This window comes from uncultured Shimia sp. (assembly GCF_947493595.1).
GTDB lineage: Bacteria > Pseudomonadota > Alphaproteobacteria > Rhodobacterales > Rhodobacteraceae > Shimia.
In genome coordinates this window covers 647,462-670,065 of sequence record NZ_CANLRL010000001.1, presented here as the reverse complement: position 1 = coordinate 670,065, position 22,604 = coordinate 647,462, and the positions used below count along the sequence as shown (strand labels likewise).

Below are 22,604 nucleotides of genomic sequence, written 5' to 3'. Positions count from 1 at the left end.
AGGCGCGCGCTTGCCTGCGCACGCCTGTTTGTCTTAGTCCAGCAGTCCTGCCAGCTTACTCTCGTCAAATCCCGCGGCTGGTGACAGTTCCACACCCGCTTTGCTCATACGAACTTCGACACCGGCCTCAAGCAAGGCTGACTTCAGCGCATCCACCGGCGCAAAATCCTTGCTCTCCATCGCCGCAGCCCGCAACGCGGCCAACTTGTCGGCCAAGGCGCCCAAATCAACATCCCCGGCTTGCACCCAATCCGCCAATTCATCCGTCAGCAAACCCAGCAGCTGAGCCGAGCCCAAGAAGACCCCCTTCTCATAGAAGCAGTCTTTCTGCGGATTGGCGGCGATTTCTTTGGCCATCGCATGCAACCGCGCCAGGGCACCAGCAGTGTTCAGATCATCCGCCACCGCGTCCAGCACATGCTGATCCACGCCAATCGGCTCTGATCCTTCCACCAAACCCCGCCATTTGCGCAGCGTGACCTCAGCCTCTGCCGCCTTCTTCGCAGTCCAGTCCATCGGCTTACCGTAATGTGTGCTCAGGAACACAAAACGGATCACCTCGCCCGGCACACCCGGATTTCCATCATGGCCATCCAACAGATCGCGCACGGTGAAGAAGTTGCCCAAAGACTTGGACATTTTCTTGCCTTCCACCTGCAACATCTCGTTGTGCAGCCAGTAGTTCGCCATGTGCTGCCCGCCATTGGCGCAGCAGCTCTGGGCAATCTCATTTTCATGGTGCGGGAACATCAAATCGTTGCCGCCGCCGTGAATGTCAAAATGCGCACCCAACAGCTCATAGGACATGGCCGAGCATTCAATATGCCAGCCAGGACGCCCGCGCCCCCAAGGGCTGTCCCATCCGGGAATGTTGTTATCGGATGGCTTCCACAGCACAAAATCCATCGGATCTTCTTTGTAGCTCGCCACTTCAACCCGCGCGCCCGCGATCATGTCGTCCACAGACCGGCCCGAGAGCTTGCCGTAGTCGTCATACTTGCGCACCCGGAACAACACGTGGCCGTCATGGGCATAGGCAAAGCCATCCGTAATCAGCTTCTCGATCATGGTGATCATCTCGGCGATGTACTGTGTAGCGCGCGGCATATGGTTGGGCTCCTTCGCCCCCAACGCGCCCATGTCATCTAGATACCACTGCGTGGTTTCCGCCGTGATCTCGCCAATGCTGCGCCCACTCTCCGCCGCCCGCGTGTTAATCTTGTCATCCACGTCAGTGAAGTTGCGCACATAGGTCACCTTTTCGGCGCCATAGACCTCTCGCAGCAGGCGATAGAGCACATCAAACACCACCACAGGCCGCGCATTGCCAATATGCGCGCGATCATAAACAGTCGGCCCACAGACATACATCCGCACATTTTCAGGATCGATCGGCTGAAACACCTCTTTGCGGCGTTTCAGCGTATTGTGCAGCTTGATCTCAGTCATAAGTGGCTCCTCGGCACACGGTTGGTCCGTGGCGGGCTTACCAATTCTCAAACATGTTTGAAATAGAAGAACGGCCCGCCTGACGATGTCAGCAGGTAATGCAGCAGCAAATAATAATGGTGCGTACAGTGTTCATGGCCGCGACCCTATGCGCGGCGCGAACGGCGGTCAAGCCCGACATCTCTGAATTGACCAGTTCCACGTTTTGACGGTGACACAGAAGAACTGCACCACCGTCTGGGAGTGTCTTACATAATTGTAGTTCAGGCCTGGCGAAGAAGCTTCAGAACAGCCTGCCGCCGAGCGGCGAGTAAAGTTGCCTGATTGGGCACACGTTTCTTCTCACATGCATCACCGATCCACAGCTTTGCCCGCGTCAATCGTCCCAACGGGAAGGCCATTGGTATCGCGACTGACCGCCCAGACTGCGCCAGAATGGTCAAGGCAATGCCAACTGCAGTGATGGCCGCGCCAATCCAGCTCACCGGCCCATAGCGTTCTCCAAGCAAAGCCACGCCCACAATCAAGCCAACTGCCGCCGCCACATAACCAATCTGGCTCAACATCACCGGCCCGCCAACGCGTTGCAGCTGGAAAAACGCCGGAATGGTCAGCGCCGCCGCCACCATCTGCGCCGCCGCAGCCCAGGGCACCGCCGCCACGCTATGCAGCGCAATCCCGTCACCGCGCGCAACCATCACCACAACCAAAGTCACAATCGCCACCATCTGGCTCCAGAACGCCAAGGCAATTGGATGCTCACCCTCTGGCCAATCCAAAGTGCGATACACATTCCCCGCCGCCAGGATCAGCGGAATGGTCAGCCCCACCAAAGACCAGATCAACGTGCCATGCACGCCGCCCCGGCCAAAAGCCACCATCAAGGCGCCTATCAGACCAAAGCCGATGCCAAGCAAGCCCAACCGCGATGGCGTTTTTAAGCCAAACAGCGAAGACACCGCCAAAGTCGCCACCGGCGACAAGGCAAACATCATGCCCACCTGACCCGCGCCCAGCTTTGGCACCAAGCCAAAGATCATCACATTGATCCCGGCCGAGGTCACCAATCCAGTTACCAACACGTAGCGCAGCAACTGTCCCCTTGGCAGCTTCAACTGACCACGTAAGGCCACAAAGGGAAACAGCGCCGTACAGGTGCCTACAGAGACCAACAGCGCCCAGACCATCGGCGGCACGCCCGCCGCCGCGGACAGCTTGCTGAGCGGGAACCCCACGCCCAACAAGGTGCCACACCAGATCAACAAGCCAATTGGCCCGGCTTTCTGCAACTCAGGCATAACTGATCACCTCATACTCAACGTCGTCAGGTCCCTCGAAATAGAACCGCTTTCCTGGTTCGTAATCCGCGTGACTGCCGGGAACAAATCCCGCCGCCTTCACACGCGCCTCAACCATATCAAGGTCTGCAACAACAATTCCGATGTGGTTCAATCCCCCCGCCCGATAATAGCTTTCTTCCGCGTTTTGGATTTCCTTGGGTGGTGCATAAAGCGCCAGATAGCTCTCCGTGTCCCCCACATGCACGGTGTAGCCATCATAGATCGACTCACCTTCCCAGCGGACCTGCCAGTCAAACAGCTCACACAGGATCGCCGCCGTGGTCTTTGGGTCGCGCACAGTCAGGTTCACATGTTCCAGTTTCATTGCTCTAGGTCCTTCCTCTGAATTTCTTGATGGACTTAGACTAATTCCTCAAGTTAACTTCACTACAAGAACTTCTTTTTCAACAAAAACAGCGATCTAATGAAACAGAAACAAAAACTTCGTCTGCGCCCCACAGGCTTGACCATCGGATTCATCTCCGAACGCACCGGCCTCGCCCCCTCCGCCATCCGCTATTACGAGGAAGAAGGCATCGTGCATCCACATCGCACAGACACCGGCCAGCGCCGTTATGAACGGGCCGACATCCGCCGCCTTTCCTTTGTGATGATCTCTCAATCCTTGGGCTTTTCGATTGCCGAGATCCGCGAGGCGTTGAACAGCCTACCGTCCAACCGCACGCCCACCAAAGCCGACTGGCAAGCCATCTCGGAACGCTTCCGCAAAGACCTCGACGCCCGTATCGCGCAAATGTCCAAACTGCGTGACCAGCTTGACGGCTGCATAGGTTGTGGCTGCCTCAGCCTGTCCAATTGCAAGCTCTACAACCCAGACGACCGCGCCCGCACCCGCGGCACTGGCCCGCGCTATCTGATGGGCGACACCCCGTCAGACCTTGGCAAAAACGCCTAGCAAACACGCAAAGACATGGACCGTTTCCGACACCTTGGCCTACGTTCCCGACATAGCCGCAACGGAAATACCCCGCATCACGACATTGAATTTGACTTGTCCGCGCCCTCTCTGCCACCTGAGGCCCAAAGGACCTTAAGGGAGTGCGGGACATGAAACTTTCGCAGCGCATCACCAACATCACCGGCGGCGGCTCCGACGGCTGGGATGTCTTCTACAAAGCCCGCCGCATGATCGCCGAGGGCGTCGACGTGACCGAACTGACGATCGGCGAACACGACATCCGCACCGATCCGGTCATCCTCACCGCCATGGATCAATCGGCCCGCGGTGGCCACACCGGCTACGCCATGGTGCCCGGCACGCAAGACCTGCGCGAAGCCGTTGCTGCCCGGCTGACCGAACGCACCGGCGTGCCCACCACCTGCGAAAACATCCTGATTACGCCCGGTGGTCAGTCTGCGCTGTTTGCCGCCCATATCGCCACCTGCTCACCGGGTGACCGCGCACTCTACATCGACCCCTATTATGCCACCTACCCCGGCACCATCCGCAGCGTCGGCGCGGAGCCCGTTCCAATTCGCACCCACGCCTCCAACGCGTTCAAACCGCGCGCAGAGGAAATCGCCGAAGAAGCCGCCAAAAACGCTGCCTCACTCCTAGTCAACACGCCCAACAACCCCACCGGAACGGTCTATGGTCGCGACACCCTCAACGGCATCGCACAAGTCTGCAAGGACCATGACCTCTGGCTGATCTCCGACGAAGTATACGACACCCAAATCTGGGAAGGCGAGCACATCAGCCCCCGCGCCCTGCCTGGCATGGCGGAGCGCACGCTTGTGGTGGGCTCAATGTCCAAGTCTCACGCCATGACTGGCTCTCGGATTGGCTGGATCGCTGGGCCCAAAGAAGTCATCACGCATCTGATCAACCTCGCAACACACACCACTTACGGCGTGCCCGGCTTTATTCAGGACGCCGCCGTGTTTGCTCTGGCACAAGGCGAAGACCTGGAAGCAAAGATCGCAGCGCCATTTGAGCGCCGCCGCGAAATTGCCAAAGACATCCTGTCCAATCAAAGCACCGTTGGTCTCATTCCGGCCCAAGGCGCGATGTATATCATGCTCGACATCCGCGCTACGGGACTGTCGGGTGAGGCTTTTGCCAATTCACTTTTAGACACACACCACATCGCGACCATGCCCGGCGAAAGCTTTGGTCACTCGGCCCACGGCCACATCCGAGTCGCAATGACGGTCAATGACGAGCGCTTCAGGTCCGCCTTGCAAACCCTGGCCGATCACGCCGAAAAGCTGGCGCCGTAGCGCACAAAACCGCGTTTTGTCCAAAAACGACATCTGTCGCAATTGGACATGACGCGGCGCTGAGAGATTCGCACACTCCTTGAAAGAGGAGAGGCAAATGCAAGGCGTGCGCTGTAAAATCAAACTTGTGAGCCGCACCATTGGTGCGGATCGTGGTCGCGCCGCCCGAGGCCGTCCGTAAGCCCATCAAAACTCGTTTTTGACAGCCCTTACAGGACCTTACTACACATGAATGCACAATCTCCCCGCCGCTCCGGCGGCCGCTCCGCCCGTCGCGCCGCCCGCGCAGCCCCCCTATCTCAGGACATCCGCCCGATCCGCGCCGGTATGGAAGGCGGCCAGTACAAGCCGCTCACAGATCGCGATATGCAGCGCATCCACGAAACCGCGTTGGACGCTTTGGAGCAAATTGGCCTCGCTGACGCACCGCAATCCGGCATCGACATCCTGACCGCCGCAGGAGCCATTCTGGGCGACGATGGCCGCCTGCGCTTCCCCCGTGCCTTGGTCGATGACATGCTTGCCAAAGCGTGCAAGGACATCACCTTATACAGCCGAGACGCCAAGCATGATCTGCAACTCTCCGGCAACCGCGTGCATTTTGGCACAGCGGGCGCTGCGGTGCATATGGTGGACATTGACACAGAAGACTACCGCGACAGCACGATCCAAGACCTGCACGACGCCGCCCGCATCGCGGATCAGCTCGACAACATCCATTTTTTGCAGCGTCCGATGGTCGCCCGTGACATCACAGACAACAAAGAAATGGACCTCAACACCATCTACGCCTGCTGCTCCGGCACCACCAAACACGTCGGCGTGTCGTTCACGGAACCCGGTTTTGTTCCTGACGCGCTGGAGATGTTGCATATGATTGCAGGCGACGAAGACGCCTGGCGCGCACGCCCCTTTGTCAGCAACACAAACTGCTTTGTGGTGCCCCCCATGAAGTTTGCCACAGAAAGCTGCGAGGTCATGGAAGCCTGCATTCGCGGCGGCATGCCAATCCTTTTGCTCTCCGCAGGCATGGCGGGCGCCACCGCCCCATCCACCATTGCCGGCGCCATTGTGCAAGCCACTGCCGAATGTCTGGCTGGCATTGTTTATGTGAACGCCATCGCCCCGGGTCATCCCGCCATCTGCGGCACCTGGCCTTTTGGTCTCGATCTGCGCACCGGCGCGATGAGCGTTGGCTCGGGCGAACAAGCCCTGCTCTCTGCTGGCTGTGCCCAAATGCACAAATTCTACGGGTTGCCTGGCGGTGCGGCCGCCGGGGCCAGCGACTCCAAACTGCCAGACATGCAAGCTGGGTGGGAGCAGATGTGCTCCAACGTCATGGCAGGTTTGTCTGGCCTCAACATGGTCTATGAAGCTGCGGGCATGCACGCATCCCTACTGGGGTTCTGCCACGAAAGCCTGATCCTCGGTGATGATCTGATTGGCCAAGCCATGCGCACTGTGCGCGGTATCGAGGTGGACGAAGAAACCTTGGCATTGGAGCAAATTCGCGATGTTTGCCTCAACGGTCCCGGCCACTATCTGGGCACGGATGCCACGTTAAGCCGCATGCAGAAAGATCATGTGTATCCAACACTCGGAGACCGGACCTCACCCAAAGAATGGGCCGAGCTGGGCAAGCCAAATCTGCTTGAGAAAGCCAAATCCCGCAAAGAGCAAATTCTGGTACAACGGTCTGTCGCGCGTTTTTCTCCCGATCTGGATCAAGCGCTGCGCACCCGCTTCAAGATACACTTACCGCACTAAAAAAGGCGCCGTGCAATCCGCGGCGCCTGTCTTCATTTGACACAAAATATCCCGGTGGTCTGGGGGCAGCGCCCCCATGCCAACCAAGCGCCCTCAGCCCTTGGCCAATTGCGCCTCCCGCGCGTCCCGCAGCTTCGCAAAATCATCACCCGCGTGGTAAGACGAGCGTGTGAGGGGCGTCGCCGACACCATCAAGAAACCTTTGCCAAATGCAGCCGTCTCATAGCTCTTGAACTCTTCCGGTGTCACAAAGCGGTCCACGCCGTGGTGTTTTGGTGTAGGCTGCAAATACTGGCCAATGGTCAGGAAATCGATGTCTGCTGCGCGCATATCTTCCATAACCTGGTGAACAGACTGCTTGTCCTCGCCCAGCCCAACCATGATGCCGGATTTGGTGAAGATCGACGGATCCATCTCTTTCACCCGCTGCAACAGACGCAGTGAGTGGAAATACCGCGCACCAGGGCGTACCTGCGGATAGAGGCCCGGCACGGTTTCAAGGTTGTGGTTGAACACGTCGGGACGCGCTTCCACCACCACTTCCAGCACCTCAGGCTTACACTTCAGGAAATCTGGGGTCAGGATTTCAATCGTGGTCTTCGGAGACCGGTGCCGCACCGCGCGAATGGTCTGCGCAAAATGCTCCGCGCCACCGTCTTCCAGATCGTCTCGATCCACAGAGGTGATCACCACGTGGTTCAGATCCAGCTTCTTCACCGCCTCCGCCACACGGCCCGGCTCAAACACATCCAATGTGTCTGGTTTACCCGTTGCGATGTTACAGAATGTACAGCCACGGGTACAAATCTCACCCATGATCATCATAGTGGCGTGGCCTTGGCTCCAACACTCGCCGGCGTTTGGGCACGCGGCCTCTTCACACACCGTGGTCAGGTTGTTTTCCCGCATGATTTTGCGGGTGGCGTTATAGCCGTCACCGGTTGGCGCTTTGACGCGAATCCACTTGGGTTTTCTAGGCTGAGCATTGTCCTTGCGGTGCGCCTTCTCTGGGTGGCGCTGCTCTGGCAACTTCAAATCACGCAACTGATGGTCCTCCGGCCAACTTGGGTTTGCGCTGTGTAACATAAGAGTTCCCGCCCGCCACTACCAGAAATGCAAAGCAGCTATGCATATGTGGTCAAATCCCTGCCAGATCAGCGGTTTCCCGCACCCTCAAAAGATGTTTCGACTTTGCAGCATTGCGTCAGTTTTTAGAATCGTTATAGATCACGCGCAGTACAAATTCTGACCGAGGAAATCTTCAATGCAAGTTGGCGTCAAAGTCCCAAATGTTGTCTTCAAAACCCGTGTGCGTGACGAAGCAGTGGGCGGCCCGAACCCATTTCGCTGGCAGGACATGACCAGCGACGATTACTTCAAAGGCAAGCGCGTGATCCTGTTCTCGCTGCCAGGCGCCTTCACCCCAACCTGCTCCACCTACCAGCTGCCAGGTTTCGAAGAAAACTTCGCCAAGTTCCAAGAGAATGGCATCGACAGCATCTATTGCATGTCCGTAAACGACAGCTTTGTGATGAACAAATGGGCCGAAGCGCAGGACGTGAAAAACGTTGATGTCATCCCTGACGGCTCCGGCGAATTCACCCGCAAAGTTGGCATGCTGGTGCGCAAAGACAACCTCGGCTTTGGCCTGCGTTCCTGGCGTTACGCCGCCATCATCAACGATGGTGTTGTTGAAGCATGGTTCGAAGAGCCAGGCCTGGAGGACAACCACGGCGAAGATCCATATGGCGAAAGCTCCCCGGAGAACCTGCTGAAGTTCCTGGCAACCGCCAAAGCCGAATCCGCAGCCTAAGCCGGTCTCGCAGAAACTCGGAAGGGCCCGCCATTTGGCGGGCCTTTTTCATTTACCCGATGTAGTCGCCCGCGCCTCCGGCCTCTGCAAGGTAATGCTCCCGCAAATGCATCAAGGCAATCCGCAGCACCACTTTTCCAGACCGCGCTGACCACCCAAGTTGCTTCTCAGCTGCTTCCAGCCCCTCCAGCTGACAACAACAGCGCAACACCACATCTGTGAGCCCTTCTCCCAAAACATCCAACGCCGCAACGACCCGTTGGCGCGCAGGTTCCGCGCCACAGACACCCGCCCGTTGGGCCACATAAACCTCCGCATGGGGCGCCTTCAAATAGCGCCACCAGGCGTCCTGCCCTGTTCCCATTTGCGCCAATTCATAATCCTCGCGCAGCCGCTCACCGGCACGTACAAGATCTTCGGACAAAAAGTGGTTTCCATCGCGATCCCGCCGCCGTGCCAAAATGGTCAGCGGGCTTTCCGACGCAATAAACCGCCCCTGCATTGGTCCTCTCTGCGCCACAAGACCACTTTTGGCCACGTCCGCCGCGACCCCGCCAAACACAGCCTGCGGGTCCGCAAATCCCTGCGCGCGTTCCTGTGCCTGATTTTCCAGGGCAGCCACCATTTTGCTCAAAAACGCCCGCCCTTGCGCGGAAATCACATAGCGGCTCACCCGCCCTGCTTGGACACAAGTGATCCAGCCCTTTAAGACCATTGCTTGCGCAACCTGCCGTGCCACTGTCGCCGTTCGCGTGGTCTCATCGCGCATCACCACCGCTGTGTCCATATCACTCGCCACCGCCAAAACCGCACCGGTTTCAAGAAGGCGCCGCAACACACGCAGCCCTTCTTCCCGGACCACATTTTCATCGGGCAAATCCCCTGCGCTCTCCAGCAAAGGCGCTCCCGTGCTCTTTGCCTGCGATTGCTGTCGGAAGGTCTTCAAAGCGGCATCCACCAGCGGATCATCCCGCATTGCTTCCAGTTTGTGAATTTGTCGGCTGACGGTTGAGGCATGACAGCCATCTCGTCGGGCCAGCTCCCGGATAGATAGGCCTTGTTCTGTGTGGGCCACATAACGCGCCACACTCTGTGGCAGCCAGGTTGGCAATGGGGGGACTACATGTTCCGGTTGCATCTCTCGTTACTCCTTACAAAGACCTTGGGTCACAACCGCTGTCGGAATTATCCACAGGGTTATCCAAAAAGTTTTGCACAGCGAAAATGAGCTGTGTAGGCGAGCGCATCAGGTGTCGCTGCCCTTAAGGATTGTTTTGAAATTGTGAACAGCACTCTTTTACAGCGAGCGCCAAAAACGAATTCACGCAACACGCGAAAATTTATGCTCCGCTAGATGGCCACGGCACAGAAAGGGTGATTCCATTCTGGAGTGTCTTGCCTAACTGGACCGCCTCATCCACCCGCGAACTCTCATTCGCGTGACCAAGCCCCAGCTCGCAGAAAACACACGATTTCAGCACCTTACTCGGCACATCTCACGCACACCTCCGCCCTCAATTGAGCAGAGCTTCTGTACCCATTTTCCTTGAGAAGCACCCTCGAGCAGCAACGGCGTACAGGCGCGACGGCTTACTCGGCTGTGAAACATGTCGACCTCGAAATCGCCATGCAAAGCGAGGCCCACCTGTTGCGGGCCTCACAATCTCAACTTCTTTGATCAGACAAAACTGTCCGGCATCGACGCCTTTTTCTCAGCCACATAGGCCCGCAACGCCTTTTCGATTTCCGGATCAAGCGCCGGTTGCTGATACGCGTCGATAAGTTGCTCAACCCGTGCAGACGCCAGCGCCTGGGTGTCGCGGCCGCCTTCGTCAGACCAAGTCTCAAACGGCTTATAGTCGAGCAGTTCCGAGCGCCAGAACGCATCCTTGAAATTCGCCTGTGTGTGCGCACAACCGAGGTAATGCCCGCCGGGCCCCACTTCACGCACAGCATCCATGGCTTGTGCGTTTTCATCATAGGCCACACCCGCCGCCATCTTGTGCAACGCACCCAGCTGATCGGCGTCCATCACAAACTTCTCAAAGCTGGACACCAAACCGCCTTCCAGCCAGCCACAGGCGTGTAGCATGAAGTTCACACCACCGGTCAGCGCGGCATTGTGTGTGTGAGCCGTTTCATACGCCGCTTGCGCGTCTGGCATCTTGGAGCCACACAACCCGCCACCAGAGCGGAACGGCAATCCCAAGCGACGGGCCAGTTGACCCGCGCCAGACAGGATCTGACTGGCTTCTGGCGTGCCAAATGTCGGCGCACCTGAGTTCATATCAATCGAGGTTACAAAAGCACCAAAGATCACCGGCGCTCCGGGGCGGATCAGCTGGCTGTAAGCGATGCCAGCCAGAACCTCGGCCAGCACCTGTGTCAGCGTGCCAACTACGCTTACCGGTGCCATGGCCCCGCCCACAATGAACGGCGACACGATACAGGCCTGGTTGTTCTTCGCGTAAACCTCCAGCGCACCCATCATAATGTCGTCAAACGTCATCGGCGAGTTGATGTTGATCAGCGAGGTCATCACCGTGTTGTTCTGCACAAACTCCTTGCCAAACAGGATCTCGCACATCTCCACACTGTCTTGAGCGCGGCTTGGCTCGGTCACAGACCCCATGAACGGCTTGTCGCTCAGGGTCATATGGGCGAGCAGCATGTCGAGGTGGCGCTTGTTCACCGGCACGTCGGTTGGCTCACACACGGTGCCGCCAGAGTGATGCAACCATTTGGACATATAGCCCAGCTTCACAAACTTTTCGAAATCAGCCATCGTGGCATAGCGGCGGCCACCTTCGGCATCACGCACAAACGGCGGGCCATAAACCGGCGCGCACACCAACGTGTTGCCGCCAATCTCGACATTGCGCTCAGGGTTGCGGGCGTGTTGAGTGATCCGCGACGGTGCCGTTTTGCACAGCTCCCGCGCCATGCCTTTTGGAATGCGCACGCGCTCTGCCTGATAGTCCACATCGGCACCGGCCTCTTTCCACCGGTCCAGCGCCGCTTTGTTGTTCACAAAGTTGACGCCCACTTCTTCCAGCAGAATATCAGCATTGGTCTCGATGATCTGGAGCGCCTCTTCGTTCAGCACCTCCAACAGCGGCATGTTACGTTCAATGAACTTTGCGGCCTCGATTTTCACACCGGTGCGTTCTGCGCGCCGTGCCGCCCCTCCGCCGCCGCGTCCCCGACGCCGTGTCGCTGCTTCTGCCATGACTTATCCTCACAGGCTGAGTTGGTTTCCTTGTGAAAGGTCTACCCCTCCCACCAAGCCCTCTCCGGTTGGTTAGCGTCCTTTGAAACAAAAATGCGACATTGGCCAGTCGTTTTGGCCCCTTCCCTGTCGCCCGCCTGCGGTTGTTTGCCTCTTGTGGCAAAAACCCTGATTTGAAGGCGCGAACGATCTTGCGAAAAACGCCACTCTTCTCTATGCGTCCGCCATGACCCAGACATCCCATGACCGCCTTCTTATCATTGACTTCGGCAGCCAGGTCACCCAGCTGATCGCCCGTCGCCTGCGCGAGCTGAACGTCTACTGCGAAATCCACCCCTATCAAAATGTCGACATGGACTTCGTGCGCAGCTTCGCGCCCAAGGCCGTGATCTTCTCCGGTGGCCCAGACAGCGTGACCCGCGAGGGCTCGCCACGTGCACCACAAGAGATTTTTGACTACGGTGTGCCCATCCTTGGCATCTGCTACGGTCAGCAAACAATGATGACCCAGTTGGGTGGCCAAGTGGATAGCGGCCACGGCACCGCCGAATTTGGCCGCGCCTTTGTGACGCCAAACAACAAGCTCGACATCCTTGATGGCTGGTTTGCCGACGGTGACGAACAGGTCTGGATGTCCCACGGCGACCACGTCAGCAAAATCGCCCCGGGCTTTGAGGTCTACGGCACCTCACCCAACGCGCCTTACGCCATCACCGCCGACACCAAGCGTCATTTCTACGCGGTGCAATTCCACCCCGAAGTGCACCACACGCCAAACGGCGCAAAGCTCTATGAGAACTTTGTGAAACTGGCCGGCTTCAAAGGTGACTGGACCATGGGCGCCTACCGTGCCGAAATGGTTGAGAAGATCAAAACTCAGGTTGGCGACAAAAACGTCATCTGCGCCCTCTCCGGCGGCGTTGACAGCTCCGTTGCCGCAGCCCTGCTGCATGAAGCGATTGGTGATCAGCTTACCTGTGTGTTTGTCGACCACGGCCTGCTGCGCAAAAACGAAGCTGACGAAGTTGTCGGCATGTTCCGCGACCACATGAACCTGCAGGTGATCCACGCGGACGAAACCGAGCTCTTCCTTGGCGAACTCGAAGGACAGTCCGACCCGGAAACCAAACGCAAGATCATCGGCAAACTCTTCATCGACGTGTTCCAGAAATACGCCGATCAAATCGAAGGCGCTGAGTTCTTGGCCCAAGGCACGCTCTATCCAGATGTGATCGAGTCCGTGTCCTTCTCCGGCGGTCCGTCTGTGACCATCAAAAGCCACCACAACGTTGGCGGCCTGCCAGAGAAAATGGGCCTCAAACTTGTCGAACCTCTGCGCGAACTTTTCAAAGACGAAGTCCGCGCCTTGGGCCACGAACTTGGCCTGCCCGCGCACTTCATCGGTCGCCACCCCTTCCCGGGGCCTGGCCTTGCCATTCGCTGTCCAGGTGAGATCACCCGCGAGAAGCTGGAGATCCTGCGCGAAGCTGACGCGATCTACATCGACCAAATCCGCAAGCACGGCCTCTATGATGACATCTGGCAAGCCTTCGTGGCGATCCTGCCGGTGCGCACAGTGGGCGTGATGGGCGATGGGCGCACCTACGACTTTGCCTGCGCGCTGCGCGCGGTGACCTCGGTGGACGGCATGACCGCGGATTACTACCCGTTCAGCCACCAGTTCCTTGGTGAGACCGCCACACGGATCATCAACGAAGTCAAAGGCATCAACCGCTGTACCTATGACATCACCTCGAAGCCTCCGGGCACCATCGAGTGGGAATAATAATTCAAAAAATGCCGTGCCTCATGCGCGGCATTTTTTATTCAGCGGCCACGCCCAGCGGGATCATCACACTCTGCACCGTTTCGCTGTTCTTATAGGCGCTGTGCCCGCGCAACTGGTCATGCAGATCAGCCAACTGCGTGTCCAACCTCTCCGGCACCATAGGCACATAGGGATGTAGCTGTGCGCCAAAATCCGACGTCTTGGTCCAAATTGCCAAACCGGTGGAGCCAAATTTCATTTCCATCCGCAGGCAATCTAGATTGGCATAAAACAGCTCGCATATGAGTTTCTGCAAAGCGCGGTTGATCATCTCCTTACGTGCACTGTCTTTGCGATTGCCATACATGTAGGGCACCGGATCCACGTCATCGAACACGATCCGTCCGCCGCGCCGTACCTTGGGAAACCAGGCCATGATCTCGGCATAGACTTGCGCCACCGTGTGCATACTATCCACATACACAAGGTCGATCCCGTCACTGAGCCTTGGTGCCGCCGACAACACAACATTGGCGTTTTTGCTGTCAGACTGCACAAACTGCCAGTTCGGCCCATCTCCGGCGCTCGAACAATCCTCAATGTCCACAGACACCAACAGGCCATCGCCCCCGTGCATTCCATTCAACATCGTCTTGGTTGCTTGCCCTTTCCACGTGCCAAGCTCCAGGAACGTGCCATTTGGCTTTGCCCGAACCGCGTCCCGCAAATACAAAAGTTGATCCGCAGCTGAAGCCTCCTCGCTTTGTGCATCACGCAAGTCCGAAAGCCGATCAACATAGTCTTGGTATGGGGCAGTCTGTGTCATGGTCGGTGGTCCTCCTTATCCCCATCAGGGCACGCCAACACGTCTCGTCAATGCCCGCCACCGTCGCCTCACGCAAAGGTGGCTGTTCCCTCACATGAAGTTCAATCTCCGTGTGGAAAATCTGCCTGTAATCACCTCATCTGAAACATTTCGACGCCACCTGTTCCGACAAAAGTTAATTCAATTTTTTGATTAACCTTTTGGCAGAATTCGGTTTCCCATTTGAGGCGATCCGCGCGACACTTTCCTGACCTAGGGGATCGGACATGCGCACACTCTTTTTTTCGACACTTCTCTCGCTGACGGCCTCTCAAGCCCTGGCCACCCCTCCGCTGGCCTGCGAAATGCGCAACTCCCCATTGGTTTTCACCGTCACCAACGACGCTGTCTACATGCGCACAGGCGAGAAATCCCGCACTTTACCTGCCAAAGCCCTGCCGCAAGATCACGAAGGCTGGCCGCGTGTCTGGCTGCTGCAAGAGCCCCCAAGCGCCCATATGCTGCTGGTCTCCGAAGGCACCTGCCAAACCGACTACGGCACCTTTCCACTCTCCGTTTCGCTCAACACTCTCGGGCTTGGTCAACGCTCCGGCTGCTGCACCATTGCAGAGTAGTCGCTGCCTGCTCCAGCGGTGGCGAAAATAGTGCACAAGTGCACTTGTCGCGCTGGTCAAGACCTGCCACGGTCCGCGCATGATCAAGCTGACCGGATACATCGACGTGCCTGCCGACCGCCTTGCGGCCGTCTCAGAGGCCCTGCCCAAACACATCGCGCTGACCCGCGCCGAGGCAGGGTGCCTCTCATTTGAGGTCACACCGGATGCGTCTCACACAGGGCGCTTCCAAGTATCCGAGCTTTTTGTGGACCGCACGGCTTTTGATGCCCATCAATCGCGCACAAAAATGTCTGATTGGGCCAAAACCACAGACGGCATTCCCCGCACCTATCAAATCGAAGACCTAACAGAATGAACGACACCTTGAAGGCCGCCGTTTGGATGAGCGGTGCTATTGTCTCATTCACCTCTATGGCGATTGCTGGTCGCGCGGTCAGCCTTGAACTCGATACCTTTGAGATCATGATGTATCGCAGCTTGGTCGGCATCGTCCTTGTGGTTGGCGTGGCCGGAGCGGCTGGCACGCTTGGGCAAGTCAACCGAAACAACATTGGGCTGCACTTCGTGCGCAACCTGAGCCATTTTGCAGGTCAAAATCTCTGGTTCTACGCCATCACGGTTATCCCACTGGCTCAGGTTTTTGCTTTGGAGTTCACCTCCCCGATTTGGGCCATCCTGCTGTCACCTCTGATCCTTGGAGAAAAACTGCGCCCCATTGGATTACTTGCGGCCCTGATTGGTTTTTTAGGTATCCTGTTGGTTGCCCGTCCCAATCCACAAACCCTGGACTTTGGCCAAGTCGCCGCTGCGGGCGCCGCTGTTGGCTTTGCGCTCTCTGCTCTCTTCACCCGCAAATTGACCCGAAGCCAAAGCATCACATGCATTCTGTTTTACCTGACAGTCATGCAAGCCGCTCTGGGGATCCTGTTTGCCGGGTTTGACGGCGACATTGCAGTGCCCTCTGTCGCGAACTTGCCCTGGATCGTGTTGATCGCCGGCGCTGGCCTGATCGCGCACTATTGTCTAACGACGGCGCTGCGACTCGCTCCCGCCTCGGTTGTTATGCCCATCGACTTCATTCGGTTGCCGCTTATAGCTGTTGTAGGAATGACACTATACGCAGAACAAATCGATCTCTGGGTCCTGGTAGGCGCGGCGGTGATTTTTGCGGGCAATTACCTGAACATATTGTCCCAATTGCGCCTTAAGCCTGTGCGAAAGTGACGCAAAGTCATGGCTAACAGCACCTTACCTTAACGTTGACTTAAACAAAGTTGCGCGAATAGCCTGATGGTCACAAATAAAAAAACACTCAAAAACCACGGGACACATCATGATGAAAAAAGCGCTATGGGGAGCCACTGCACTGACACTGGCCGCTAGCACGTCTTTCGCAGGCGGCATCGACCGCTCCGGCCAAGGGGTCAACATCCTCTTTGAAGAGGGCAACTACGCTCAGTTTACATGGCGGCATGTGAGCCCAAGCGTTGACGGCTCTACGAGCGGCGTAACGCACACAACTGACGTTTTGCCCTCCTACAACAACCTGTCGTTTGGCTATAAGCACGAGATCAACGAGAACTGGGACGTCGCTCTGATCTACGATCAGCCGTTTGGTGCGCATGTTGCCTACACCAACGGCCCCTTCACCGGTGGCGGAGCGGACATCAACAGTGACGCTTTAACTGCTTTGGTTCAATACAACTTCGGCAACGGTTTCAGCATTCACGGTGGTGCGCGCGCTCTCAAAGTCTCGGGCAACATTACTTCCGGCCTCGGCATGCTGGACGCGAGCAGTGATTATGATTGGGGCGGTGTGCTTGGTGTCGCCTACGAAAAACCAGAGATCGCTCTGCGCGTTGCTCTGACTTACGCCAATTCTATTAACAGCGGCTTTGAGGGCACTCACAACGTCGTTTCACCGCGTACCTTTGACGTGGATTTCCCAGAAAGCGTAAACTTGGATTTCCAAACCGGCGTCGCAGCAAACACATTGGTGTTTGGTTCCGTGCGTTGGGCGGGCTGGGGTGGCTTTTCGCTGGACACAACAGACGGCAACTGGGTGAACTTTACCGATGACACCATCGAATACACCCTCGGTGTAGGACGCCAAATCAACGACAAGCTGTCGCTTGCGCTCCAGCTGGGTTATGAAAAATCCGGTACTCGCCCAACCACAACGTTGTTGTCGCCGACAACAGGTTCCACAAGCATTGGCTTGGGCGCCACCTATCAGGTTAATGAGAAATTCTCGGTCTCTGGTGGACTGACCTATGCGATGCTCGGCGACCAATTCTTCCGCACCGGTGCAACATCCACCGTCGACTTCAACGACAGCACCGCGTGGGGTGCCGGTCTCCGTCTCGGCTACCGTTTCTAAACATTGGTTTAGATCATAACTTGAGAGCCCCGCCCCTTCGGCGGGGCTTTTTCTTTGCGCAGGTTTCGGAGTGAGTGCGGCGGCATAAACGGTTAAACCAATCCCATGAGCACACAAAAAAGCCTCACGCCCCGCGTCTGGGCCGAACTCTTCCTGCTGGCTGTCCTCTGGGGCGCGGTCTTCTTTGCCAACCGCATAGCGCTTGATGAAATCGGCCCCCTCACGCTGGTCGCACACAGAACCCTCTGGGCGGCGCTTCTGCTGTGGCTGGTGATCTTCGCAACCAGGACCATCCTCCCACGCAGCCCCCGGCTCTGGGGCGCGTTCCTGATCATGGGGTTGCTCAACAACCTGATACCCTTCGGCCTGCTCAACTTTGCCCAGCTCACCATCGAAAGTGGGCTTGTCTCGATCTTCAATGCCGCCACCGCCTTCTGGGGCGTACTGCTCGCCGCGCTCTTCCTACCCGACGAGCGCCTGACACTGGCCAAAACCCTCGGCATAGGCCTCGGCGTCCTCGGCGTCGCCACGGCCATCGGCCTCAGCCACCTCACAGGCCTGGACCCACGCTCCTTCGCCCAAATTGCCGCCCTAATGGCCACTCTGTCATACGGGTTCGCCGGCGTCTGGGCCCGCAAACATCTCGCCGGATGCTCTCCCTTAGCGGCCTCTGCGGGCATGCTAACCTGCACAACCCTTCTGGCCCTGCCATTGGCCCACGTCACCGAGGCCCCCTTCACGCTCAGCCTGTCCGCCCCCACATGGGCCGCAATCGCCTATGCCGCCATCCTCGGCACCGCTGCCGCCTACCTGCTCTACTACCGCGTTCTAACTGCCGCTGGCTCCGGCAATCTGCTTGTGGTCACGCTACTGATCCCGCCTGTCGCCATTCTTCTAGGCACCGTCTTCCTCAACGAATCCCTGCCACCACGCGCCTACACAGGCTTCGCCCTCCTCACACTGGGCTTGATTGTTCTTGATGGCCGCCTCATTGCGCGCCTGCGCACCAAAAAACCGACCTAACCCCGCTTGCCAACGGCCCTCCCACTTGGCACCCTGCCAAAAAACAAAGTTCTTCAAGGGAGGCCAGAATGGCCAAAGGCTACTGGATCGGACGCGTCGATGTGGATGACATCGACGGATATCAAAAATACGTTCAAGCAAACGCCAAACCGTTTGCAGACTTTGGCGCGCAGTTCCTGATCCGCGGCGGACAGTTTGAAAACCCCGAAGGAAGCGCCCGCAGCCGCAATGTGGTCATCGAATTTCCCAGCTACCAAGCCGCGCTGGATTGCTACAACTCCGCCGATTACCAAGCAGCCAAAGCCCTGCGTGATCCGGTCAGCACCGGCGACATCGTCATCATCGAGGGGTATGATCCATGATCTGGGACCACCTGCTCGACCGCCTGCGCGGTAAAGCTGACACGGATCCGCTACCGGAACCAGACGAGAAACTGGCCCTTGGCGCGCTCCTGGTGCGAGTTGCCAAAGCGGATGACAATTATCACGCGCTGGAAATCAGCGAGATCGACCGCATTCTCGCGACCACTTTTGACCTCAATCCAATCGAGGCCGCCAAGCTGCGCGCCACCTGCGAGAAGCTGGAGCACAACGCACCGGGCACGCCAGATTTCGCGCTCCTGATCCGCGAAAACGTGGATTACCCGCACCGTTTGGAAGTGGCGCAAAAAATGGTGGATGTGATTGAGGCGGATGGCAAACACGTCCCCGCCGAAGACGCCAGCTTGCTGGAAATTGCCAAGCTGATGGGCATCAAGCCCGAAGACACCCCGATCGGCCCCGCCACCTAGGCAGGGCCGACAGGCTTCTCTTTTACGCCAGACTTGGCAGCCAGAGCACAATCGCCGGGAAAGCCACCAAAAGCGCAATGGTGATCGCATCCGCGATGAAAAACGGCGTCACCCCTTTGAACACATCCTGCACGCTCAGATCATCGCGCACACCAGCGACCACAAAGCAGTTCAGGCCAATAGGCGGTGTGATCAGACAGAACTCCGCCATTTTCACCACCAGAATGCCAAACCAGATCGCGCACATTGGCCCGCTCATGCCAAAAGTGCTGTCGGCCGCAGAGACCATTTCGCCCCCGTTGAGCGCCATCACCGCCGGATACACCACCGGAAGCGTCAGAAGCAGCATGCCAATCGCATCCATGAACATGCCCAACACCGCGTAAGCCAGCAGGATGCACACCAAAATCAGCATCGGCGACATGGTCAACGAGACAATCCAATCCGAGAACGCGCTTGGCAGATCGGCAAATCCGAGGAAACGCACATAGATCAGCACGCCCCAAATGATGGTGAAAATCATCACTGACAGTTTGGCTGTCTCCAGCAGTGCATCTTTGAGCTGAGACCAGCGCATGCCGCGAAAGAGCGCCATCAGGAAGACCACAAAGGCCCCAATCGCCCCCCCTTCAGTCGGCGTGCCCCAGGCGTCCCCACCAAACGGGTTGTAGACAAAGAAAATGATGGTCACGACCACAAACACAATCGGCAAAGCTGGCGGCAAAGATGCAAACCGTTCCTTCCAGGTGAACCCAGACACGGGAGGACCAAAGCCTTTAATTGTCATCGCCATGCCGACAATCAACAAGCCGTAGATCACCGCGGAAAACGCTCCGGGGATGAAGCCGGCCAAAAGCAGCTTGCCCACGTCCTGCTCCACAATGATCGCGTAGATCACCAGAATGGCAGACGGTGGGATGAGCGAGGCCAGAGTGCCCCCAGCCGCAACAACACCCGCTGCAAAGCGTTTGTCATAGCCAATCGCCAGCATCTCCGGGATCGCAATCCGCGCAAACACTGCCGATGTCGCCACAGATGCGCCCGACACGGCCGCAAAGCCTGCGGTCGCAAACACCGTGGACACTGCCAAGCCACCCGGCACCCAAGCCAGCCAGCGTTTGGCCGCTTCAAACAGCGCTTTGGTGAGACCTGCATAATAGGCCAGATAGCCAATCAGGATAAACGTCGGGATCAGGCTCAGCGCCTGGCTGGACACCTTGGAATGTGGCACCTGCCCTGCGGTTTTCACCGCGATGGTCAGTGCTTTGCCAAACCGCTCCGGCGCGTAGCCAAACTTGGCCCAGAAAATCCAGATCAGGCCAGTCATGCCTGCCAGACCAGCGGCAAAAGCCACCCGCATCCCCAGCACCACAAGCAGCAACATGCCACCTGAGACCGCCAGTCCAATATCAATCGGTTCCATAGTCGTGGTCTTCCTTAGGACTCATGGCCGGAGACATGCTCCGCTTCCATCGCCGCTTGCGTGGCTGCATCAATAATCAGTGGCACTGCCACAGGTGTGGTTGCGTTGGTGATAAACGCTTTGGCATAGGCACAAAGCTGCAGCGCCAAGCGTACACAGAGCACCGAAAAGGCCACCGGCGCCAAAAGCTTGGCCGGCCACAGCGGCAGAGCGATGTCCATCGAGCTGTCCCGGCTCCACATCGGCGCGCCAAAATCAAAGCTGCGATCAAAATGCGCCCAGGTGCCCCACACCAACAAAACCATCAGGGTGAGCACGGCGGATGTTGTGATGAACTCCACCAGATAAAGCACACGCCCTTTGAGCTGACCCACCAGAATATCCATGCGGATGTGCCCGCCATCGCGCATCACATAAGACGCCCCCATAAAGGCAATGAGCGGCATCGCCTGCTCGATCCAATCGACATAGCCCGGCAAAGGTGCATTGAAAAAGTTCCGCCCGGCGACAGAAAACACCGCCATGAGCATCAAGGAAAACACCGCCAATCCACTCACCAAAGCCAAGGCTTTTTCGAGTTTGTAGAGCTGGGTGTCAATTTTGCTGAGGGTGCTATTGTCCGTCAGCACCGAAGTTGCGCTGGCCATGGGACCTCCCGCTGTTTTTAAAGTGAGCGCCTGCGGCGCACAGGTTTTGCGCATCTCAGGATGCGCCCTAGGCGAGGCCCTGCCTCGCGCTCCGGGATATTATGAGAATGAGAAGCAAACAAAGCGCAGGTCCCACTACTTCACATTCACAAAATATCCCGGGGGAGTTTCACACCTGAAAGGTGTGAGACGGGGGCAGAGCCCCCGCCTTCCTGACGGCTTAGCTGCCGTTTGCGATCATGCCAGTCACAAGATCATAGAGCTCCTGCGCAGGCAGGCCGCGCGCGGTGTTCTCTTCGATCCAAGCCTTGGCAGCAGGGGCAGCAGCAGCTTCTTTGAACGCTGCGATCTCTGCGTCGGTGAAGGCCACTTTGGCAATGCCGCGTTCCTCCAGAGCTGGACCCCATGCGTCCATGGTTTTGCCGTTATAGGTGGTCACATAGTGGTCCAGCGCTTCCTCAACAGAGCCCAACAGCGCCGCGCGGTGATCATCTGACAGGTCTGCCAATGCATCGGAGTTCACCACAACCGGGCAGTTCACTGTGCCTGGGTTCAGGTTGGTGGTCCACCAGGTAGCGTTCTCGATGGTGCCATAAGACATGTGCGCGTGCGGCGCGAACGCCACGGCTTTCACAACACCGCTGTCCATCGCCTGACGCACTTCGGTTGCCGACATCGAGGTTGGCACAGCGCCAACAGTTTCCATGGCTTTGCCAATGCCACCGGTGGCACGCACACTCAGTCCGGCAAAGTCATCCAGCTTGGCTGGGGCATCGCCCATGCCAACCAGGTTGTACTGTGGCAGCGGGGATGGCATCAGCAGAGTGGCGTTCCAACGGCCCAGATCTTCAACCGCTGCCGGGTGCTGATACACCGCCATCGACAGTTCAATTTCCTGCTCTAGCGAGCTCACGCCCAGGAACGGCAGTTCCATCACAGTGATGGATGGGTTTTTGTCGCGGTGATAACCGGCACAGAACTGCGCCATTTCAAACGCGCCAATGGAAATGCCATCGAGGTTTTCACGGTTCTTGGACAGGCCGCCGTAGCTGATGTTCAAAGTGAACTCGCCACCGGTTTTCTCAGACACCAGTTCCGCCAGCTTTTCAACGTGCTCGGTAAACGCGCGCCGCTTGCCCCACAGGGACACGTTCCACTCGGTTGCCATTGCTTCGGTGACAAAGGCCATCGACAGAGCGGCCACAGCCGTCCGGCTCAAAATCTTACGCATAGTTTCCTCCCATTTGCGTTTTTCTGACCACAGCATGCCGCAAAGGCGCGACAGATG

General features: G+C 57.7%; 23 protein-coding genes. 13 read left to right on the top strand and 10 right to left on the bottom strand.

Translation table 11 applies throughout. From position 1 onward, the window contains the following. Window positions 1-33 precede the first annotated feature (33 nt). The 3 genes from cysS to Q0955_RS03400 all read right to left on the bottom strand — a co-directional run bounded on the left by cysS (window position 34) and on the right by Q0955_RS03400 (window position 3,114). A complete protein-coding gene (gene cysS / locus Q0955_RS03410) occupies window positions 34-1,449 on the bottom strand; it encodes a cysteine--tRNA ligase (protein ID WP_299419887.1) in 1,416 nt (471 codons plus the stop codon). Between the two features lie 263 nt (window positions 1,450-1,712). Beyond that, on the bottom strand, window positions 1,713-2,747 hold the full coding sequence (locus tag Q0955_RS03405) for a DMT family transporter (protein WP_299419884.1): 1,035 nt from the start codon (window positions 2,745-2,747) through the stop codon (window positions 1,713-1,715). Further along, window positions 2,740-3,114 carry a VOC family protein gene (locus tag Q0955_RS03400; protein WP_299419881.1) on the bottom strand — a complete coding sequence of 125 codons (375 nt, stop codon included), beginning with the start codon at window positions 3,112-3,114 and terminating at the stop codon, window positions 2,740-2,742. Before Q0955_RS03400 ends, Q0955_RS03405 begins: the two co-directional genes overlap by 8 nt. Window positions 3,115-3,213: 99 nt before the next feature. Here Q0955_RS03400 and soxR point away from each other — a divergent pair, with 99 nt between their 5' ends. The 3 genes from soxR to Q0955_RS03385 all read left to right on the top strand — a co-directional run bounded on the left by soxR (window position 3,214) and on the right by Q0955_RS03385 (window position 6,800). Further along, entirely contained in the window at window positions 3,214-3,705 is a 492-nt protein-coding gene (gene soxR / locus Q0955_RS03395) for a redox-sensitive transcriptional activator SoxR (protein WP_299419880.1), read from the top strand. 152 nt (window positions 3,706-3,857) lie between these two features. Then, entirely contained in the window at window positions 3,858-5,033 is a 1,176-nt protein-coding gene (locus Q0955_RS03390; protein ID WP_299419877.1) for an aminotransferase class I/II-fold pyridoxal phosphate-dependent enzyme, read from the top strand. A gap of 228 nt (window positions 5,034-5,261) precedes the next feature. After that, entirely contained in the window at window positions 5,262-6,800 is a 1,539-nt protein-coding gene (locus Q0955_RS03385; protein WP_299419876.1) for a trimethylamine methyltransferase family protein, read from the top strand. A gap of 93 nt (window positions 6,801-6,893) precedes the next feature. Here Q0955_RS03385 and lipA read toward each other — a convergent pair whose 3' ends face one another. Beyond that, window positions 6,894-7,844: a lipoyl synthase gene (lipA, locus tag Q0955_RS03380; RefSeq protein WP_283425465.1), complete on the bottom strand. Its 951-nt coding sequence runs from the start codon at window positions 7,842-7,844 to the stop codon at window positions 6,894-6,896. A 220-nt stretch (window positions 7,845-8,064) separates the two neighbouring features. Here lipA and Q0955_RS03375 point away from each other — a divergent pair, with 220 nt between their 5' ends. Beyond that, window positions 8,065-8,613, top strand: a complete 549-nt coding sequence (locus Q0955_RS03375; protein WP_299419874.1) for a peroxiredoxin — start codon at window positions 8,065-8,067, stop codon at window positions 8,611-8,613. Window positions 8,614-8,665: 52 nt separating this feature from the next. Here Q0955_RS03375 and Q0955_RS03370 read toward each other — a convergent pair whose 3' ends face one another. Further along, on the bottom strand, window positions 8,666-9,751 hold the full coding sequence (locus Q0955_RS03370; RefSeq protein ID WP_299419871.1) for a DUF6456 domain-containing protein: 1,086 nt from the start codon (window positions 9,749-9,751) through the stop codon (window positions 8,666-8,668). 408 nt (window positions 9,752-10,159) lie between these two features. On the opposite strand from Q0955_RS03370, the gene Q0955_RS03365 reads away from it, so the two are divergent. Then, window positions 10,160-10,291 carry a DUF6477 family protein gene (locus Q0955_RS03365; protein WP_299419869.1) on the top strand — a complete coding sequence of 44 codons (132 nt, stop codon included), beginning with the start codon at window positions 10,160-10,162 and terminating at the stop codon, window positions 10,289-10,291. Here the strand turns inward: Q0955_RS03365 and Q0955_RS03360 are convergent, their stop codons facing one another. After that, on the bottom strand, window positions 10,292-11,842 hold the full coding sequence (locus Q0955_RS03360) for a trimethylamine methyltransferase family protein (RefSeq protein WP_299419866.1): 1,551 nt from the start codon (window positions 11,840-11,842) through the stop codon (window positions 10,292-10,294). It lies immediately after the preceding gene. 226 nt (window positions 11,843-12,068) lie between these two features. Between Q0955_RS03360 and guaA the strand changes: the two genes are divergently transcribed. Next, the gene (guaA, locus tag Q0955_RS03355; protein WP_299419865.1) at window positions 12,069-13,628 is read left to right on the top strand and encodes a glutamine-hydrolyzing GMP synthase; all 1,560 of its coding nucleotides are present in this window, start codon (window positions 12,069-12,071) and stop codon (window positions 13,626-13,628) included. 37 nt (window positions 13,629-13,665) lie between these two features. Here guaA and Q0955_RS03350 read toward each other — a convergent pair whose 3' ends face one another. Next, window positions 13,666-14,436, bottom strand: coding sequence for a class I SAM-dependent methyltransferase (locus tag Q0955_RS03350; protein ID WP_299419862.1), 771 nt, complete (start codon window positions 14,434-14,436; stop codon window positions 13,666-13,668). Window positions 14,437-14,702: 266 nt separating this feature from the next. Between Q0955_RS03350 and Q0955_RS03345 the strand changes: the two genes are divergently transcribed. From Q0955_RS03345 to Q0955_RS03315, 7 genes are all read left to right on the top strand, one after another. Then, a complete protein-coding gene (locus Q0955_RS03345) occupies window positions 14,703-15,050 on the top strand; it encodes a hypothetical protein (RefSeq protein ID WP_299419860.1) in 348 nt (115 codons plus the stop codon). A gap of 79 nt (window positions 15,051-15,129) precedes the next feature. After that, window positions 15,130-15,408 carry an antibiotic biosynthesis monooxygenase gene (locus Q0955_RS03340; protein WP_299419857.1) on the top strand — a complete coding sequence of 93 codons (279 nt, stop codon included), beginning with the start codon at window positions 15,130-15,132 and terminating at the stop codon, window positions 15,406-15,408. Next, window positions 15,405-16,277 carry a DMT family transporter gene (locus tag Q0955_RS03335; RefSeq protein ID WP_299419855.1) on the top strand — a complete coding sequence of 291 codons (873 nt, stop codon included), beginning with the start codon at window positions 15,405-15,407 and terminating at the stop codon, window positions 16,275-16,277. Before Q0955_RS03340 ends, Q0955_RS03335 begins: the two co-directional genes overlap by 4 nt. A 112-nt stretch (window positions 16,278-16,389) precedes the next feature. After that, window positions 16,390-17,433 (top strand): outer membrane protein transport protein, encoded by a 1,044-nt coding sequence (locus Q0955_RS03330; RefSeq protein ID WP_299419852.1) that lies wholly within the window; start codon window positions 16,390-16,392, stop codon window positions 17,431-17,433. 105 nt (window positions 17,434-17,538) lie between these two features. Beyond that, window positions 17,539-18,456, top strand: coding sequence for a DMT family transporter (locus tag Q0955_RS03325; RefSeq protein ID WP_299419849.1), 918 nt, complete (start codon window positions 17,539-17,541; stop codon window positions 18,454-18,456). 68 nt (window positions 18,457-18,524) lie between these two features. Continuing rightward, entirely contained in the window at window positions 18,525-18,818 is a 294-nt protein-coding gene (locus Q0955_RS03320) for a DUF1330 domain-containing protein (RefSeq protein WP_299419847.1), read from the top strand. Then, the gene (locus Q0955_RS03315) at window positions 18,815-19,246 is read left to right on the top strand and encodes a TerB family tellurite resistance protein (RefSeq protein ID WP_299419844.1); all 432 of its coding nucleotides are present in this window, start codon (window positions 18,815-18,817) and stop codon (window positions 19,244-19,246) included. The genes Q0955_RS03320 and Q0955_RS03315 overlap by 4 nt, the downstream gene beginning before the upstream one ends. Window positions 19,247-19,268: 22 nt before the next feature. On the opposite strand, the gene Q0955_RS03310 is transcribed toward Q0955_RS03315, so the two are convergent. The 3 genes from Q0955_RS03310 to Q0955_RS03300 form a co-directional block, all read right to left on the bottom strand. Beyond that, window positions 19,269-20,669 (bottom strand): TRAP transporter large permease, encoded by a 1,401-nt coding sequence (locus Q0955_RS03310; RefSeq protein WP_299419842.1) that lies wholly within the window; start codon window positions 20,667-20,669, stop codon window positions 19,269-19,271. A 14-nt stretch (window positions 20,670-20,683) separates the two neighbouring features. After that, on the bottom strand, window positions 20,684-21,316 hold the full coding sequence (locus tag Q0955_RS03305; RefSeq protein WP_299419839.1) for a TRAP transporter small permease: 633 nt from the start codon (window positions 21,314-21,316) through the stop codon (window positions 20,684-20,686). A 220-nt stretch (window positions 21,317-21,536) separates the two neighbouring features. Continuing rightward, window positions 21,537-22,547 carry a C4-dicarboxylate ABC transporter substrate-binding protein gene (locus Q0955_RS03300; RefSeq protein ID WP_299419837.1) on the bottom strand — a complete coding sequence of 337 codons (1,011 nt, stop codon included), beginning with the start codon at window positions 22,545-22,547 and terminating at the stop codon, window positions 21,537-21,539. Between the last annotated feature and the right edge of the window lie 57 nt (window positions 22,548-22,604).